Origin of the sequence: Pseudomonas alkylphenolica, from assembly GCF_000746525.1 — a bacterium.
GTDB classification, from domain to species: Bacteria; Pseudomonadota; Gammaproteobacteria; order Pseudomonadales; family Pseudomonadaceae; genus Aquipseudomonas; species Aquipseudomonas alkylphenolica.
Genome location: NZ_CP009048.1, coordinates 5,401,576 through 5,418,879 on the forward strand (window position 1 = coordinate 5,401,576; position 17,304 = coordinate 5,418,879).

13 protein-coding genes are annotated in these 17,304 nt (G+C 60.3%); 8 read left to right on the forward strand and 5 right to left on the reverse strand.

Annotated elements, in window-relative coordinates:
• Window positions 1-287: 287 nt before the first annotated feature.
• From glnA to ntrC, 3 genes are all read left to right on the forward strand, one after another.
• Window positions 288-1,694: a type I glutamate--ammonia ligase gene (gene glnA / locus PSAKL28_RS24745; RefSeq protein WP_038615485.1), complete on the forward strand. Its 1,407-nt coding sequence runs from the start codon at window positions 288-290 to the stop codon at window positions 1,692-1,694.
• A 396-nt stretch (window positions 1,695-2,090) separates the two neighbouring features.
• Window positions 2,091-3,176 carry a nitrogen regulation protein NR(II) gene (gene glnL / locus PSAKL28_RS24750; RefSeq protein WP_038615487.1) on the forward strand — a complete coding sequence of 362 codons (1,086 nt, stop codon included), beginning with the start codon at window positions 2,091-2,093 and terminating at the stop codon, window positions 3,174-3,176.
• Window positions 3,173-4,609, forward strand: coding sequence for a nitrogen regulation protein NR(I) (gene ntrC, locus PSAKL28_RS24755; protein ID WP_038615489.1), 1,437 nt, complete (start codon window positions 3,173-3,175; stop codon window positions 4,607-4,609). The genes glnL and ntrC overlap by 4 nt, the downstream gene beginning before the upstream one ends.
• Before the next feature lie 271 nt (window positions 4,610-4,880).
• Here ntrC and PSAKL28_RS24760 read toward each other — a convergent pair whose 3' ends face one another.
• Window positions 4,881-5,318: a hypothetical protein gene (locus PSAKL28_RS24760; protein WP_038615491.1), complete on the reverse strand. Its 438-nt coding sequence runs from the start codon at window positions 5,316-5,318 to the stop codon at window positions 4,881-4,883.
• On the opposite strand from PSAKL28_RS24760, the gene PSAKL28_RS24765 reads away from it, so the two are divergent.
• Window positions 5,317-5,772: a tRNA (cytidine(34)-2'-O)-methyltransferase gene (locus tag PSAKL28_RS24765; RefSeq protein ID WP_010222290.1), complete on the forward strand. Its 456-nt coding sequence runs from the start codon at window positions 5,317-5,319 to the stop codon at window positions 5,770-5,772. The two genes, PSAKL28_RS24760 and PSAKL28_RS24765, sit on opposite strands and share 2 nt — an antisense overlap.
• A 126-nt stretch (window positions 5,773-5,898) precedes the next feature.
• Here PSAKL28_RS24765 and secB read toward each other — a convergent pair whose 3' ends face one another.
• From secB to PSAKL28_RS24780, 3 genes are read right to left on the reverse strand one after another with little or no spacing between them, the layout of a single operon-like run.
• Window positions 5,899-6,387 (reverse strand): protein-export chaperone SecB, encoded by a 489-nt coding sequence (gene secB / locus PSAKL28_RS24770; protein ID WP_038615493.1) that lies wholly within the window; start codon window positions 6,385-6,387, stop codon window positions 5,899-5,901.
• Window positions 6,388-6,428: 41 nt separating this feature from the next.
• Window positions 6,429-6,683, reverse strand: a complete 255-nt coding sequence (grxC, locus tag PSAKL28_RS24775; protein WP_038615495.1) for a glutaredoxin 3 — start codon at window positions 6,681-6,683, stop codon at window positions 6,429-6,431.
• 1 nt (window position 6,684) lies between these two features.
• Window positions 6,685-7,101 (reverse strand): rhodanese-like domain-containing protein, encoded by a 417-nt coding sequence (locus PSAKL28_RS24780; RefSeq protein ID WP_038615496.1) that lies wholly within the window; start codon window positions 7,099-7,101, stop codon window positions 6,685-6,687.
• Window positions 7,102-7,316: 215 nt separating this feature from the next.
• Between PSAKL28_RS24780 and gpmI the strand changes: the two genes are divergently transcribed.
• The 4 genes from gpmI (at window position 7,317) to PSAKL28_RS24800 (ending at window position 12,460) form a co-directional block, all read left to right on the forward strand.
• Window positions 7,317-8,852 (forward strand): 2,3-bisphosphoglycerate-independent phosphoglycerate mutase, encoded by a 1,536-nt coding sequence (gene gpmI / locus PSAKL28_RS24785; protein ID WP_038615497.1) that lies wholly within the window; start codon window positions 7,317-7,319, stop codon window positions 8,850-8,852.
• A 128-nt stretch (window positions 8,853-8,980) separates the two neighbouring features.
• Entirely contained in the window at window positions 8,981-10,264 is a 1,284-nt protein-coding gene (locus tag PSAKL28_RS24790) for a murein hydrolase activator EnvC family protein (protein WP_038615498.1), read from the forward strand.
• A gap of 91 nt (window positions 10,265-10,355) precedes the next feature.
• A complete protein-coding gene (locus PSAKL28_RS24795) occupies window positions 10,356-11,678 on the forward strand; it encodes a S41 family peptidase (RefSeq protein WP_038615499.1) in 1,323 nt (440 codons plus the stop codon).
• An 8-nt stretch (window positions 11,679-11,686) separates the two neighbouring features.
• Window positions 11,687-12,460 (forward strand): divergent polysaccharide deacetylase family protein, encoded by a 774-nt coding sequence (locus tag PSAKL28_RS24800; protein WP_038615500.1) that lies wholly within the window; start codon window positions 11,687-11,689, stop codon window positions 12,458-12,460.
• A gap of 6 nt (window positions 12,461-12,466) precedes the next feature.
• Here the strand turns inward: PSAKL28_RS24800 and PSAKL28_RS24805 are convergent, their stop codons facing one another.
• Complete coding sequence (locus PSAKL28_RS24805; RefSeq protein WP_038617004.1) at window positions 12,467-17,176, reverse strand: dermonecrotic toxin domain-containing protein; 4,710 nt, start codon at window positions 17,174-17,176, stop codon at window positions 12,467-12,469.
• Between the last annotated feature and the right edge of the window lie 128 nt (window positions 17,177-17,304).

Here is a 17,304-nt window from a genome sequence, read left to right on the forward strand (position 1 = left end):
TTATAGCGGAAATTGCTCAAGGTTTAACCAATTAATCTACAGAAGGTTTTCCGCGCACCAAAATGAGGCGTGCCACTTCATTTACGCCTCTTAAGAGTGCAGAAAACTGCCCGAATTTCAGCCCGGCACCCCTGAAATGCTTGGCAATCGGGCAAAAAATCCAAACCGGGGCACTGGCATGCAATTTGCTCCCTTGTGATGCAGGTTGCCTTGGCCGACTATTCGCGCCCGGCATCACCCAAATTCCAGGGCTGCACAGGCTAGCTCTACCCCACCCGGAGGACACTATGTCGAAGTCGGTTCAACTCATCAAAGATCATGACGTTAAATGGATTGATCTGCGCTTCACTGACACCAAGGGCGTACAGCACCACGTGACCATGCCGGCCCGTGATGCGCTGGAGGAAGACTTCTTCGAAGTCGGCAAGATGTTCGACGGTTCCTCCATCGCTGGCTGGAAAGGCATCGAAGCCTCGGACATGATCCTGATGCCGGTCGACGAGACCGCCGTGCTGGACCCGTTCACCGAAGAGCCGACCCTGATCCTGACCTGCGACATCGTCGACCCTTCGAGCATGCAGGGTTACGACCGTGACCCGCGCGCGATCGCCAAGCGTGCCGAAGAGTACCTCAAGAGCACCGGCATCGGTGACACCGTGTTCGCCGGTCCAGAGCCTGAGTTCTTCATCTTCGACGAAGTGAAGTTCAAGTCGGACATTTCCGGCTCGATGTTCAAGATCTTCTCCGAGCAAGGCTCGTGGATGTCCGACCAGGACGTTGAAGGCGGCAACAAAGGCCACCGTCCAGGCGTCAAAGGTGGCTACTTCCCGGTTCCGCCGTTCGACCACGACCACGAAATCCGTACTGCCATGTGCAACGCACTGGAAGAAATGGGTCAGACCGTCGAAGTTCACCACCACGAAGTGGCGACTGCCGGCCAGAACGAAATCGGCGTCAAGTTCAACACCCTGGTGAAGAAAGCTGACGAAGTCATGGCCTTGAAATACGTCGTGCACAACGTTGCCGACGCTTATGGCCGCACTGCCACCTTCATGCCGAAGCCACTGTACGGCGACAACGGCTCGGGCATGCACGTTCACATGTCGATCTGGAAAGAAGGCAAGAACACCTTCGCAGGCGAAGGCTATGCCGGTCTGTCCGACACTGCCCTGTACTTCATCGGCGGTATCATCAAGCACGGTAAGGCCCTGAACGGCTTCACCAACCCGTCGACCAACTCCTACAAGCGTCTGGTGCCAGGCTTCGAAGCTCCGGTAATGCTGGCCTACTCGGCTCGCAACCGTTCCGCTTCGATCCGTATCCCTTACGTTTCCAGCCCGAAAGCCCGCCGTATCGAAGCGCGCTTCCCGGACCCGTCGGCCAACCCGTACCTGGCCTTCGCCGCACTGCTGATGGCCGGTCTGGACGGTATCCAGAACAAGATCCACCCAGGCGATGCCGCCGACAAGAACCTGTACGACCTGCCGCCTGAAGAGGCCAAGGACATTCCGCAGGTTTGCGGTAGCCTGAAGGAAGCCCTGGAAGAGCTGGACAAGGGCCGTGCGTTCCTGACCAAAGGCGGCGTGTTCTCCGACGACTTCATCGATGCCTTCATCGAGCTGAAGAGCGAAGAAGAGATCAAGGTCCGCACCTTCGTACACCCACTGGAATACGAGCTGTACTACAGCTGCTGATTCCGTGACGGTGTAACGCCATCAAAGAGAGGCCTCCTTCGGGAGGCCTTTTTTTTCACTCCCCCGGTGGGAGCGGGCTTGCCCCGCGAAGCGATTTGCCTAACACACCGCAATCGCGGGGCAAGCCCGCTCCCACTGCAGAACTCCTCTATGCTCTATATTGGTGCACGCAATAGCCTGCACCTAAGCGAATCAGCCCATTTTGGTTCAAGAAAACCGCCAGATCAGGGCTTTGTAGCCATATTTAGCGCAAATACAGGTCTTTATCCGGCAAATCCGCTTCTTTTCGGAGCCTTGGTTTGTTTTTTGCATTTTCTTCTCACCAGCAGACAACCAGCGCCCGCGACCCTGGCCCAGCCGGGGTCGTCATGAGCCAAAAGAGGTCACCGACGCCCCATGACCATCAGCGATGCCCTGCACCGACTGCTACTGGACAACCTGACCACTGCCACCATTCTGCTCAATGCCGAATTGCGCCTTGAGTACATGAACCCGGCAGCGGAAATGCTCCTGGCCATCAGCGGCCAGCGCAGCCATGGGCAATTCATCAGCGAGTTGTTCACCGAATCCCCTGAAGCGCTCAATTCCCTGCGCCAGGCGGTGGAACACGCGCACCCATTCACCAAGCGCGAAGCACAGCTGACCTCGCTGACCGGGCAGACCCAGACCGTCGACTATGCGGTAACGCCGATCCTCAGCAGTGGCCGGACCTTGTTGCTGCTTGAGGTCCACCCCCGCGACCGGCTGCTGCGCATCACCAAGGAAGAGGCCCAGCTGTCCAAGCAGGAAACCACCAAGCTGCTGGTGCGCGGCCTGGCCCACGAGATCAAGAACCCGCTGGGCGGGATTCGCGGCGCCGCACAGCTGCTCTCGCGGGAATTGCCCGAGGAAAGTCTCAAGGATTACACCAACGTGATCATTGAAGAGGCGGACCGCCTGCGCAACCTGGTCGATCGGATGCTCGGCTCGAACAAGCTGCCGTCGCTGGCCATGACCAACATCCACGAAGTACTCGAACGGGTCTGCAGCCTGGTCGAAGCCGAAAGCCAGGGCGGCATCACCCTGGTGCGTGATTACGACCCGAGCCTGCCGGACGTACTGATCGACCGCGAGCAGATGATCCAGGCCGTGCTCAATATCGTGCGCAACGCCATGCAGGCCATCAGCGGCCAGAACGAACTGCGCCTGGGCCGCATCAGCCTGCGCACCCGGGCCATGCGACAGTTCACCATCGGCCACACCCGCCATCGCCTGGTGGCCAAGGTCGAGATCATCGACAACGGCCCGGGTATCCCTGGCGAGCTACAGGAAACCATCTTCTACCCCATGGTCAGCGGCCGTCCGGACGGTACCGGGCTGGGCCTGGCCATTACCCAGAACATCATCAGCCAGCACCAGGGCCTGATCGAATGTGACAGCCATCCAGGCCACACCACCTTCTCGATCTTTCTGCCGCTGGAACAAGGAGCCACCGCCTCATGAGCCGAAGTGAAACCGTCTGGATCGTCGACGATGATCGCTCCATCCGCTGGGTCCTGGAAAAAGCCCTGCAACAGGAAGGCATGACCACCCAGAGTTTCGACAGTGCCGACGGCGTCATGAGCCGCCTGGCCCGGCAGCAGCCGGACGTGATCATCTCCGATATCCGCATGCCCGGGGCCAGCGGCCTGGACCTGCTGGCGCAGATTCGCGAGCAGCACCCGCGCCTGCCGGTGATCATCATGACCGCCCACTCGGACCTGGACAGCGCGGTGGCGTCCTATCAGGGCGGCGCATTCGAATACCTGCCCAAACCGTTCGACGTCGATGAGGCGGTGTCGCTGGTCAAGCGCGCCAACCAGCACGCCCAGGAGCAACAGGGCCTGGATATCGCCCCAAGCCTGACCCGTACCCCGGAAATCATCGGCGAGGCGCCGGCGATGCAGGAGGTGTTCCGCGCCATCGGTCGCCTGAGCCACTCCAACATCACCGTGCTGATCAACGGCGAGTCAGGTACCGGTAAAGAACTGGTGGCTCACGCTCTGCACCGCCACAGCCCACGGGCGGCCTCACCGTTCATCGCCCTGAACATGGCGGCAATTCCCAAGGACCTGATGGAGTCCGAGCTGTTCGGTCATGAAAAAGGCGCGTTTACCGGTGCCGCCAATCTGCGTCGCGGGCGTTTCGAACAGGCCGATGGCGGCACCCTGTTCCTCGACGAAATCGGCGATATGCCGGCCGATACCCAGACCCGTCTGCTGCGGGTACTGGCCGATGGCGAGTTCTACCGGGTCGGTGGTCATGTGCCGGTGAAAGTCGACGTGCGTATCATCGCCGCGACCCACCAGAACCTGGAAACCCTGGTGCAGGCCGGCAAGTTCCGTGAAGACCTGTTCCATCGCCTCAACGTGATCCGCATCCATATCCCGCGCCTGGCCGACCGTCGCGAGGACATCCCGACCCTGGCCCGGCACTTCCTCGGCCGCGCCGCTCAAGAGCTGGCGGTTGAACCCAAGCTGCTCAAACCCGAGACCGAAGAGTTCATGCGCAACCTGCCATGGCCCGGTAACGTGCGCCAGCTGGAGAACACCTGCCGCTGGATCACGGTAATGGCTTCGGGCCGCGAAGTGCATATCGGCGACCTGCCGCCAGAGCTGCTCAATCTGCCGCAGGACAGCACGCCGGTGACCAACTGGGAGCAGGCGCTGCGCCAATGGGCCGACCAGGCCTTGGCCCGTGGTCAAACCAGCCTGCTCGACAGCGCCGTGCCGAGCTTCGAACGGATCATGATCGAAATCGCCCTCAAGCACACCGCTGGCCGCCGTCGCGATGCCGCGGTATTGCTCGGCTGGGGGCGCAATACCCTGACGCGCAAGATCAAGGAGTTGGGGATGAAGGTCGCCGGTGGCGAAGAGGACGGCGACGACGAGGCGTGATCCGGGCGACTGGTGGGAGCGGGCTTGCCCCGCGATAGCGGTTTGTCAGCCCCATCGTATCGCGGGGCAAGCCCGCTCCCACCGCCCCCACATGCACCGAACCTGTGCCCGACGCACCGCAGCAAGGCACAAACCCCCGGTAAAACCCCCGTCCCAGCCCGCTAAACCCACTAATCTGCGGGCTGCAATAAAACTGGCACACACCCTGCATTAGTATCAGTACTTCCAGTTTTGGGGGCCTTGGTACAGGCAGGCCGGGGATTCCCCTCTTTTATTCGTGCAGTCTCACCTGCACACGCCAGCGCCCCTCATCCTCTGCACCGGCCCAGTTGCCGTGCAGAGGACGGGCCGCGACCAGGGTCACCAGCAACCCGCCATCACTTTTCTGCACCCGCCAACTGACCGGTTTGCCCTGCTGGCGCAACTGACCCCGGGCAACCTTGCCTTCAGCCTCGAACAGTAAGGCCAGGGTGCCATCGACTTCTTCGCCGTGCAGCTTGGGTTCTTCGTTGAACCACAGGTCCAGCCCACCCTCGACCACCTGCACCTGCTCCAGCACCCGCGGCTCGGGCGCGGTCAACCGGCCGATCATCAAGCCCACCAACATGCCGAAAATCGCCAGGGAAAACAGCACGCGCGGCCATTGCTGCGAACGCGGGTCCGGTTCAGGAGTAGAATGCTCGCCATCTTTATGCTCGGAGCCGTGCATGTTTCACGTCATCCTCTTTCAACCAGAGATTCCGCCGAATACTGGCAATATTATAAGGCTGTGCGCCAACAGCGGCTGTCACTTGCACCTGATCGAGCCGATCGGCTTCGAGCTGGACGACAAGCGTCTGCGCCGCGCCGGGCTGGACTACCACGAGTATGCCACCCTCAAGCGCCACGCCGACCTGCCCAGCTGCCTGGAAAGCCTCGGCCAGCCGCGCCTGTTCGCCTTCACCACCAAGGCCTCGCACCCCTACCACGAGACGGCATTCCAGCCTGGCGACGCCTTCCTGTTCGGTCCGGAAAGCCGTGGCCTGCCTGCCGAGGTGCTGGACAGCCTGCCCGCCGAGCAGCGCCTGCGCCTGCCGATGCGGCCGGGATGCCGAAGCCTGAACCTGTCCAATACCGTGGCAGTGACGGTGTATGAGGCCTGGCGCCAGCAAGGTTTTGCCTGAATGCTATCGCGGGGCAAGCCCGCTCCCACAGAGGTTAACTGAACACTGTGGGAGCGGGCTTGCCCCGCGAAAGAGCCCAAGAAAAAAGCGCCCATCAGGGCGCTTTTTCGCTACATCGCAACAGGCTTATTGCAGCGAAGGGGCTTCGCCAGCTTCCTGCATGCGTTGCATTTCCTGGGCGTACAGGGCGTCGAAGTTGACTGGCGACAGCATCAGCGCCGGGAACGAACCACGGGTCACCAGGCTGTCCAGTGCTTCGCGCGCGTACGGGAACAGGATGTTCGGGCAGAACGCACCCAGAGTGTGGCTCATCGAAGCCGCATCGAGATTCTTGATCAGGAAGATACCGGCCTGCTGGACTTCAGCGATGAAGGCCACTTCGTCAGCGTTCTTGACGGTTACCGACAGGGTCAGTACGACTTCGTGGAAATCGCCTTCCAGACCTTTCTGCTTGGTGTTCAGGTCCAGGGCAACACTCGGCTCCCACTGCTGACGGAAGATCGCCGGGCTTTTCGGCGCTTCGAACGACAGGTCACGCACATAGATGCGCTGCAGGGAGAATTGCGGGGTGCTTTCGTCGGCTGCTGCTGCGTCGTTGTTCTGTTGATCAGTCATGACAGATCCTTCTTTCCAGGGTCTTTAATAGGGGTTCTGGTTCAGGCCTTGAGCAAGCCGTCGAGTTTACCGGCGCGCTCAAGGGCATACAGGTCGTCGCAACCGCCGACGTGGGTACTGCCGATCCAGATCTGCGGCACCGAGGTACGGCCGGCCTTCTGGCTCATTTCGGCGCGCACCTGCGGCTTGCCATCGACCTTGATCTCTTCGAAGGCCACACCTTTGCTCTGCAGCAGGCGCTTGGCCTGCGAGCAATAAGGGCAGTAATCGCTGGAATAGACGATGACGTCGCTCATTTCACTTCACCAATGGCAGGTTGTCGGCTTTCCAGCTCGACACACCGCCAGACAGCTTGGCAGCGGTGAAACCGGCTTTGAGCAGTTCGCGGGCGGTGGTGCCAGCGTGCTGGCCCATGGCGTCGACGACGATCAGGGTCTTGTTGGCCTTGTGCTTTTCCAGCTCGCCGATACGCGCGGCGAACTTGTCCTGCGGAATGTTCAGGGCACCGACGATATGGCCAGCGGCGTAATCCTTGGTCGAACGAATGTCGATCACCAGGCCTTTATCGCTGTTGACCAGCGCGGTCAGCTCGCCAGTGCTCAGGCTGCGTCCGCCTTTGCGCGCTTCGGTGATGATCAGCAGCACCAGCAGAACGACGAAGATACCAACCAGCAGATAGTGATTTGTTGCGAATTCAATCAGGTGAGCAACCATCGGAGGGTGTTCCAGGCCATTAAAAATGTTGGCCAGTATACACAGCCCCCAAGGTCGGCCAAAGCCCGCCCGACCGGCTTGTCGGCAGTAATTCTCAGCTAACCCCTGCAGTCCGTCGGCCAGCAGCCGGTGGCGAACAAGGTTAATTCGTCATTCATGGCCAATTTGCCCTAAAATGCGTGTCTTTATCATCTGAACAACCGTGAGTGGGATTGATGACGAGCACGCCAAAACCTTTGGTCCTGATCATCCTGGATGGTTTCGGTCACAGCGAAAGCCACGAATACAACGCCATCTATTCGGCCAACACGCCGGTCTACGATCGCCTGCGCGCTACCCAGCCGCACGGCTTGATCTCCGGCTCCGGCATGGACGTCGGTTTGCCTGACGGACAGATGGGCAACTCCGAGGTCGGCCACATGAACCTCGGTGCCGGTCGCGTGGTGTACCAGGACTTTACCCGGGTCACCAAGGCCATCAAGGACGGCGAGTTCTTCGACAACGCCGTACTCTGCGGCGCAGTCGACAAGGCCGTGGCTGCCGGCAAGGCCGTGCACATCCTCGGCCTGCTGTCCGATGGCGGCGTGCACAGTCACCAGGATCACCTGATCGCCATGGCCGAACTGGCTGCTCAGCGTGGTGCCGAGAAAATCTACCTGCACGCCTTCCTCGACGGTCGCGACACGCCGCCGAAAAGCGCGCAATCGTCCATCGAGCTGCTCGACGCCACCTTCGCCAAGCTCGGCAAGGGCCGCATCGCCAGCCTGATCGGCCGCTACTTCGCCATGGACCGCGACAACCGCTGGGACCGCGTATCGGCTGCCTACAACCTGATCGTCGACAGCGCCGCCGAATACACCGCCGACAGCGCCCTGGCCGGCCTGGAAGCGGCCTATGCCCGTGGCGAAAGCGATGAGTTCGTCAAAGCCACGCGCGTTGGCGAAGCGGTCACGGTCGAAGACGGCGATGCGGTGATCTTCATGAACTTCCGCGCCGACCGCGCCCGCGAACTGTCGCGGGTGTTCGTCGAAGCCGACTTCAACGAGTTCCCACGCGCGCGCCTGCCGAAACTGGCCGCCTATATCGGCCTGACCCAGTACTCGGCCAAGATCCCGGCGCCTGCCGCGTTCGCACCGGGCAGCCTGGACAACGTGCTCGGCGAATACCTGGCGAAAAACGGCAAGACCCAGCTGCGTATTGCCGAAACCGAGAAGTACGCCCACGTCACTTTCTTCTTCTCCGGCGGCCGTGAAGAGCCGTTCGAAGGCGAAGAGCGCATCCTGATCCCGTCGCCGAAGGTCGCCACCTATGACCTGCAGCCGGAGATGAGCGCTCCGGAAGTCACCGACCGCATTGTCGAAGCCATCGAGCAGCAGCGCTACGACGTGATCGTGGTCAACTACGCCAACGGCGACATGGTCGGCCACAGCGGCGTGTTCGAAGCCGCAGTCAAGGCTGTCGAAGCCCTGGACTTGTGTGTCGGCCGTATCGTCGAGGCGCTGGACAAGGTCGGTGGCGAAGCCCTGATCACTGCCGACCACGGTAACGTCGAGCAGATGGAAGACGCCTGCACAGGTCAAGCGCACACCGCGCATACCACCGAGCCGGTGCCGTTCATCTATGTTGGCAAGCGCAACCTGCAGGTCCGCGAAGGCGGCGTGCTGGCTGACGTGGCGCCGACCATGCTCAAGCTGCTGGGCCTGGAAAAGCCGACAGAAATGACCGGTACGTCGATTCTGATCGACGCCTGAAGCCGCTAAACCGGCCGCAACGGTCGGTTTTCCGGACAAACGCCTCAATGCAGTTGCCTTGAGGCGTTTTTTTTGCAAGCCGCGGCGGGCATACTAGGCCAGTCTCTATCCCTGGTGTCGCCCACTCCATGTTTCGCGCCCTGATTGTTCTAGCCCTGTCTTGCCTGCTCAGCCCGGCGTTTGCCGACGAGCGCGCGCAAACCCAGCAGCAACTCGACGCCACGCGTCAGGACATTGCCGAGCTGAAGAAAATGCTCGGCCAGTTGCAGCAGGAAAAATCCGGTGTGCAGAAAGACCTGCGCAGCACAGAAACCGACATCGGCAAGCTGGAAAAGCAGGTGGAGGCCCTGCAACAGGAACTAAAAAAGACTCAGGGCGAGCTGGAGCGCCTTGATCACGAGAAAAAAAAACTCCAGAGCGCCCGCGTTGAACAACAACGCCTGATTGCCATCCAGGCCCGTTCGGCTTACCAGAACGGTCGCGAGGAATACCTCAAGCTGCTGCTCAACCAGCAGAACCCGGAGAAATTCGCGCGCACCCTGACCTATTACGATTACCTGAGCCAGGCGCGCCTGGAGCAGTTGCGCAGCTTCAATGAAACCTTGCGCCAGCTGGCCAACGTCGAGCAGGACATCAGCCTGCAGCAGGCCCAGTTGCTGGCCCAGCAAGGTAACCTCGATGCCCAGCGCCAGGAACTGGAAAAAGTCCGCACCGAACGCCAGCAGGTGCTGGCCAAGCTGAACAACGACGTCAAGGCCCGTGACCAGAAGCTGCAAGCTCGTGAGCAAGACCAGGCCGACCTGAGCAAGGTCCTCAAGACCATCGAGGAAACCCTCGCCCGTCAGGCCCGTGAAGCCGAAGAAGCGCGGCAAAAGGCGCTGCTAGCGGCTCAGGAGGCGGAAAAGCAGCGCCAGCGCGAAGCCCTGGCAGCCAAGGAAGATGCGCCGAGCAAGCCCAAGAGCATCCCCGGCCCGCTGGTTTCCAGCAGCGGCGAAACCTTCGGCGGCGCTTTTTCTTCAGCCCGGGGCAAACTTCCATGGCCAGTCAATGGTCGATTGCTGGCACGCTTTGGCGAAACCCGCGGCGGTGATTCGCGGACCAAATGGGACGGCGTGATGATCAGCGCCTCCCCAGGCAGCCAGGTGCGTGCCGTGCACGGTGGCCGGGTGGTGTTCGCCGACTGGTTGCGCGGCGCTGGACTTCTGGTCATTCTCGACCATGGTAATGGTTACCTGAGCCTCTACGGCCATAACCAGAGCCTGCTCAAGAGCGCCGGAGACGTCGTCAAGGCCGGCGAGGCCATTTCCACCGTCGGCAACAGCGGCGGCCAGGACAGCTCGGGGCTGTACTTCGCCATCCGCCAGCAAGGTCGCCCAAGCGATCCCGCACAATGGTGCCGTGCCCAGGGATAGGTACCACCACCCGTATTTGACGGCGTAGCGCGATATCGGGCTACGCCGAGGCTCCAGCCGGAGCGCTACCAGGATCAGGAGTTCGTTCGACATGCTGCATTCGCCTCGCCTCACCTCGCTGGCCCTGACCATCGCCCTGGTCCTCGGCGCGCCCCTGGCCCGTGCGGCCGAGCCCGTCAAGCCGACCTCGGTGCCGGCCACGACGGTATCGGCCCCTGCCAAGGCGCCACTGCCGCTGGACGAGCTGCGCACCTTCGCCGAAGTCATGGACCGGATCAAGGCGGCCTATGTGGAGCCGGTGGACGACAAAACCCTGCTGGAGAACGCCATCAAGGGCATGCTCAGCAACCTCGACCCGCATTCCGCCTACCTCGGCCCGGAAGACTTCCAGGAGCTGCAGGAAAGCACCAGCGGCGAGTTCGGCGGCCTGGGCATCGAAGTCGGCATGGAAGACGGCTTCGTCAAAGTGGTATCGCCGATCGATGACACCCCGGCCTCGCGCGCCGGCATCGAGGCCGGTGACCTGATCGTCAAGATCAACGGCCAGCCGACCCGCGGCCAGACCATGACCGAAGCAGTCGACAAGATGCGCGGCAAGATCGGCGAGAAAATCACCCTGACTCTGGTGCGCGACGGCGGCACGCCTTTCGACGTGACCCTTGCCCGTGCGGTGATTCAGGTCAAGAGCGTCAAGAGCCAGCTGCTTGAAGACGGCTACGGCTATATCCGCATCACCCAGTTCCAGGTCAAGACCGGTGAAGAAGTCGGCAAGGCCCTGGCCAAGCTGCGTAAGGATAACGGCAAGAAGCTGCGCGGCCTGGTCCTCGACCTGCGCAACAACCCCGGTGGCGTGCTGCAGTCGGCGGTGGAAGTGGCTGACCACTTCCTGACCAAAGGCCTGATCGTCTACACCAAGGGCCGCATTGCCAACTCCGAGCTGCGCTTCTCTGCCGACCCGGCCGACGCCAGCGAAGGCGTGCCATTGGTGGTACTGATCAACGGTGGCAGTGCTTCGGCCTCGGAAATTGTCGCCGGCGCCCTGCAGGACTATAAACGTGGCGTGCTGATGGGCACCGACAGTTTCGGCAAAGGTTCGGTACAAACCGTACTGCCGCTGAACAACGACCGCGCCCTCAAACTCACCACCGCCTTGTACTACACCCCGAACGGCCGCTCGATCCAGGCCCAGGGCATTGTCCCGGACATCGAAGTGCGTCAGGCCAAACTGACCGCCGAGGTGGACAACGACAACTTCAAGGAAGCCGACCTGCAGGGCCACCTGGGCAACGGCAACGGCGGCGCCGACCGACCATCGAGCAGTGCCAAACGCAAGGATCGTCCGCAGGACAATGACTTCCAGCTGAGCCAGGCCCTCAGCCTGCTCAAGGGCTTGAGCATTACTCACAGCAAGTGATCCCCTGCATGCGTTACCTGTTGTGTCTTCTGCTGTACCTGTTGAGCGGGGCCGTGTTCGCGGCGCCTGCCCAACAGGGCAAGGCCTATATGAGCCTGATCATCGACGATCTTGGCCAGAGCAGCGCCCGCGATAGCCGCACCCTGGCGCTACCCGGCCCGGTGACCATGGCGATCATGCCCGACACCCCTCACGCCACTGAATTTGCCCGCCAGGCCCACAAGGCGGGCAAAACGGTGATCCTGCACATGCCCATGGACCCGGCCACCGGCCCCTATGCCTGGCACCCCGGCACGCCGATAGCGGAACTGGCGCAACGTCTGGATGCGGCCTTGGCCAAGGTGCCCTACGCCGCCGGGATCAACAATCACATGGGCAGCCGCATGACCTCGCAAGCCGAGCCAATGGCCTGGCTGATGGGCGAACTGCAGCGCCGCCACCTGTTCTTTGTCGACAGCCGCACCAGCGCCGCCACCGTCGCCGCCGCCAAGGCTCAGTCAGTTGACCTGGCGCATGTTTCGCGCGATGTGTTCCTCGATGATGTACGTACAGCCGAGGCGATTGCCGGGCAATTGCGGCTTGGCGTCGAGCTGGCGCGTAAACAGGGATCAGCCGTACTGATCGGTCACCCTTACCCGCAAACCCTCGAAGTACTGGAACGTGAAATGCCCCGGCTCAGGAGCCAGGGCATCGAATTGATCAACCTTCGGCAGATGATTGCCGAACGGGGTAACCAGGCCATGCCTGCCCATGGCAGCCATGGCGTGTATCGCAATCGCTAAAGCGGCTCACTCGAAAGGTATTACCCCAATGACGTCACTTAACGTCAGATTACCTCGATAGACCGCCAGCAACTCGTGCGAGCTGCCACGCACAGCCTCCATCTGCGTTTTCCAGCCCATCGTGCGCTGCGACCAGATTTTCAAGTGTCCTTTAGAAAACTGATGCGCCGGAGTCATGGCATCTCGATAATGGAAATGTGCCTCCCAAAGGCCTGCGCCTCTTTCATTGCCCCGAGATGGCAAACGCTGGATTTCATAGATATCCAGATAATCGTTAGGCGAAAGCACTTTTCGCCTGACGGTACGCCTAATGGAAATCTGTTTCTCATTGAACAGGAATCGAAGACTGGCAGCCGTCGGATGGCTAGTCGTCAGGTAGTAACTGGTCAACAGATCCTGCTGCGTGTCCTCCAGACGCGCGATAGCATCCTTCAGCTGCGTCTCAAGATCGCTAGCGACGCCTGTGCTTTCCAGGGCTTTTGAGGCTTCATTAAGTTTCTCGACATGCCCTTCAATCACCGATTGCATGCCAATCGGCTCATCTTTCCCGATATATTGCCTGGCCAGTCTGATGATCGACTCAAGCTGTCCAAGCGCTGCGCGCGCATTCGACCTGGCGGCTCCAACATCCCTGGAGCTGGGTAATGGCTGGACTTCGCTCGCCGGCTCTTCGACTTGCTCCACCCAATGATTATCTTGCCTGTTGAACGTCTTCAACACCTTGGCCCCAGAGGAGTCCCGTTGCTGCACGACGTTAACGCCATTGACCTCCACTTCTTCACCAATAACGCTGCGCCCACTGTGTGTCTGAACTACACGATGCTTGCCGTTTCGGCGCTGGTACAAACGAGGCTTGGGTAGAACAGGTTCGGAAAGCTCTGACTCACGGATCATCTGAGCCAATTCGTCCTCCGCTGAACCAATCAGGGTGTCGAGGACGCCCTGATACTGCCGGAGTGAGTCACTCTTGATCGCAACACCACCGGTTTCGGCAAGATACGCCGCGTTCCACTGGGCGGCGCGGTAACTCTTCAACGCCCCCGTCAATACACTGATCCTGTCCGTCACTGACAGGTCAAGCGCCGCCAACTCACCATGGGCGCTTCCTGCGCTTTTCAACTCCTCATTCCACAGTTTCTGGTGAAACTGGATGAGTATCTCTTCATCAATCTCCGCCTTGCGATCAAGACACAATTCCGCCAGGTCTTCGAGCAAGCCCATGAGTAGATCGTTGTAGGTAAGCCGACGCTGCTCGATCATTCCCTCTAACTGGACCTGCTTGCTCTGGCGTGCCTCGCTCTCGTCCAGGAAAACGATTTCATCATCCTTCAACGTGTCAGTCAGCAGCCAGTCCAGACGTTCCGATGCCCAGAGAAGGTCAAAACGCAGCGTCACAGCTTTATCAACTAAAGATCGCACGAAGTCATAGTGCTCAAGCTCAGTGTCGCTGATAGGTTGCGCTACCATTTCATTGATGAGCGTTTGCACATTGAGATGGTTGATTGTGGCCGCTAAATCGTTGTAGATAACCACGCAGTGATCGATCAGCTCCTGACGGATCGCGCCTCGCTGGCGCTTTACAGATGGCATCAACTCTTGTCGGGCAAACTTTGGCTGGACCATGTTCGACAGGACTTTGTCTAACTTCAGGTCCACTTTGATCAGTTCTTTCAGATCCTCAAACACCTGATACTTGGCTGCCAGGGCATCGGCTTTGGCTAACGCGATCTTCCTGTCGAACGCTAGAGTCAAGGTGAGACCGTCCATATTTGCAGGCACTTTAGCCCTCTGGGCCTGCAGCTTTTCAATATGGCTCTCTCGATCGCCCAATGCTGCATTACTCAGGTTGAAACCTTCAGCGACGCGGTTTCGCTCGACGAGGACGGCCTCCTGCTGAGTGTTAAATCCATCAAACGCCTTCTGGTTCTCCTCCCTGACCAGGTCAACTCGCCGTCTCGGCCCGCCAGCCAGCAGACGCAACCCGGAGTCGACACGCCATTGTCCATGCTCTAAAAACAACCAGGGCCCCAAGGTTCCCTTAGCGCTGACCACTCGCACACCTTGCTCTGACACATCGACCCGATAAACATCAGCAGCCAACGCTGCATAGTAATGCCCGCCAATGCTGTACAAACCGTGGGTAGCCCCGGATTCGAGCGGCTGCAGGCCGTTCAGAGAAACATCTGAGCGCATAGTGAGTAGCGTCTTGCGCTGCTCGCCCGGGAGAACATTGACCCCATGCCTTCCACGCCAGGTAAAGTCCAGCTGCATGCCCAGGCGTTCTCCGAGCGAACCGGGCAAGCCTTGTTTCTCCAGCACCGGCACCAGCTCTATTTCCCCGAACTCCCGTTTTTGGGCCAGAGGCCCTTCAAGTCCGGAAACATCGGGCAAGCGACCGATCACAGACACTTCCCCCTGAGGCAATCGGCTATGGAACAGGACCATGCCCAGATTCAGGAGCAGATCGACCACCGCGGCCGAGCGCTCGAACGCACTGCCCTGAGTAAGTGCCGACAGATCGCTTTTCAACCCGTGGATGCCCTGCACCAGCCAGGCCACGGTAGCTGCGGGTCCACGCAGCAACAAGGTGACCACGTCGAACAGCAACCAGGCACCTTCGGCAAGGATTGCCCAACGGCTCTCGGCATTTGATACTGACTGACGGTCGGCCAGTTCGACCAATAGATCGCGGTTTGCCTTGTAGAGCTTCGCATCGACGTCGATCCGCCAGAATTGCGTGGCAAGACTTGCCGGCTGTACTGATTCCGGCAGCAACGAAGTATCGAGGATCGGTCGCCCCAGATGCGGCTCGCTGAACCCGCCGTGGTCATAGACACTTCGCACTTGCGGCATCAACCAGTCGAGGATGCTGTCCTGCAGTGCTCCTTCCTGACGAATCGCGACCATCATCGCCTCAAGGCTGGCGAATTCCTTGATAGACAAAGATGCATATAAAGGCCGGTACAACAGCACTAACGCAGGCTGCGCCGAGAACAGCACATACATACCGCTGACCAGATCGGACTCGCTGGCGCCCGGTTCACGCTTGAACGCCAGGGGCATCAGGGTGGTGGCGGGCAGATCCCGGTCGACATCGCCGCGACAGTAGTCAGCGACACACTGCAGGCCCGCCTCACTCAAGGTCCCTCCCAGCTTTGCCTTGAGCGCACTGAACAGCAGTGAGCAGCGCCACTCCCGGGCGAAACAGGTCACCCGCTGTTCACGGGTCGCTGGGTCGTCGAGTTTTTGTGCTACGTAGTTCGGATAGTGGCCGCCAATGTCGACCTGCTCGACCAGGGATTGGACATAGTCGAGGGTCATCCAGGGCATGATCAGTTGCCCTTCACGGTGCTCGATGGCGGTCAATGTCGCCCCCTGCAGGGCGCTGAGATTACCGACGGCAAATTCCGTCAGGGTCATGGTCCTGGTTTCCACCACACCGCCTCCGACCCCCGCTCCCGCGCCACCCGGTATACCCCTGGCAACCGTGAGCGTCAGGTTCAAGTCATCAGGAAAGTAGTTGGCATCAACCGGATGATCGGCGAGCAGCTGCGTTCGCAAGCGCTGGCTGGCATAGCTGTGTAGGTCCAACACACCGTCGAGCGCCGCAGCGCCCTGCGATTTGGCCTGGGCCAAGGCAAGTTCGAACAATGCGCACTGGTAGGCGAAGCTGTCCCCTGGCGAAGCCCGCAATATGCCTGGCGGCAGTGTGATGCTCGCAGCACTTTGGACGGTGTAACCTGCGATGAACCATTGCGACGGGTCGCTCAGGGCTGCAAAGACCTGCTCCATCTGTGCAACGTCTGCCATCCGCGAGTAGCGCAAGCGCTGCACTGAATCGAGCATGACTTCCAGCAGCAATGCAGCCTGCTGAGCGTAAACGTCACCTTCCAGCTCATAGCGGTTCCAGCTCATTGCATCGAAGCGGTACTGCTCAGCCAGCTCGTCTCGCAGTGCCAAGGCAAAATCATCGAGCGAGGCAAATGACCTCACCACACTTGAAGGTGAGCACCACAACACCACTGTGCGCTCATCCCATTCACCACTCACCAGCAGGTTCGGCAGTGTTTGCAAGAAACGCTCACCGTCTACTTCGAGCTCTACCTCTACAGTGAATACACTCGGACCGTGCGAGCCCCCCTCAAGCAGCCCACGGATGCAGGCTTCCTGCTGAGCATCGAGCTTTTGCCAGGGCAGATTGCGCAGCAATGCCGACTTCAGTGTCTGCTGCAGCCAACGATCGCGACTGACTCCCGAGCCTGACTCTGCTTGCCAGTGTTCGACCTGAGCTTGCTGGAAATGGTATGGCAATTCGAGCACCAGATCGTTGATGGCCTCAGTGACGCCTTTCAACGCAATGTACTCATGACCATCACTACCCTCGAAGCGGTAGGGTTCAGGGAAGGTCAGCCCGTGCTGCCGGCCATAGGCCTCCTCCAGATCCAGCGCCTTTCCGTCCAGTACGGCCTGCAGCAGGACCTCCAGCAACGGCTCTGACGACTGGTAGTGTCCTGGCCCGGGCTGGGGAACCAACAGGCGAAGTGGTGTTGCATCGATTAGTTGCGGCCGGACATTGGCGAGCCTGGGATAGTATTCGAGTAAAAGCTGCAGGAGCTTTTGCCCGGCGACCTGGCGCAGGGTAGGACGGCTGGCGAACTGCAGTGCCACGGCGTGCTTGAAATCCAGGGTAGGGTTTTGTGTTGCTTGGCTGCTCATGAACATATGACTCCTGGCAAATTGACAGGAGCCCACGCTACCCAGCCGTCCATGTGCACCGGTGTTATATATTGCTCCGGTCCGCGTCAGCGATGAGCGGTACCGAAACGAAAAAGGGGCCCTGCTCT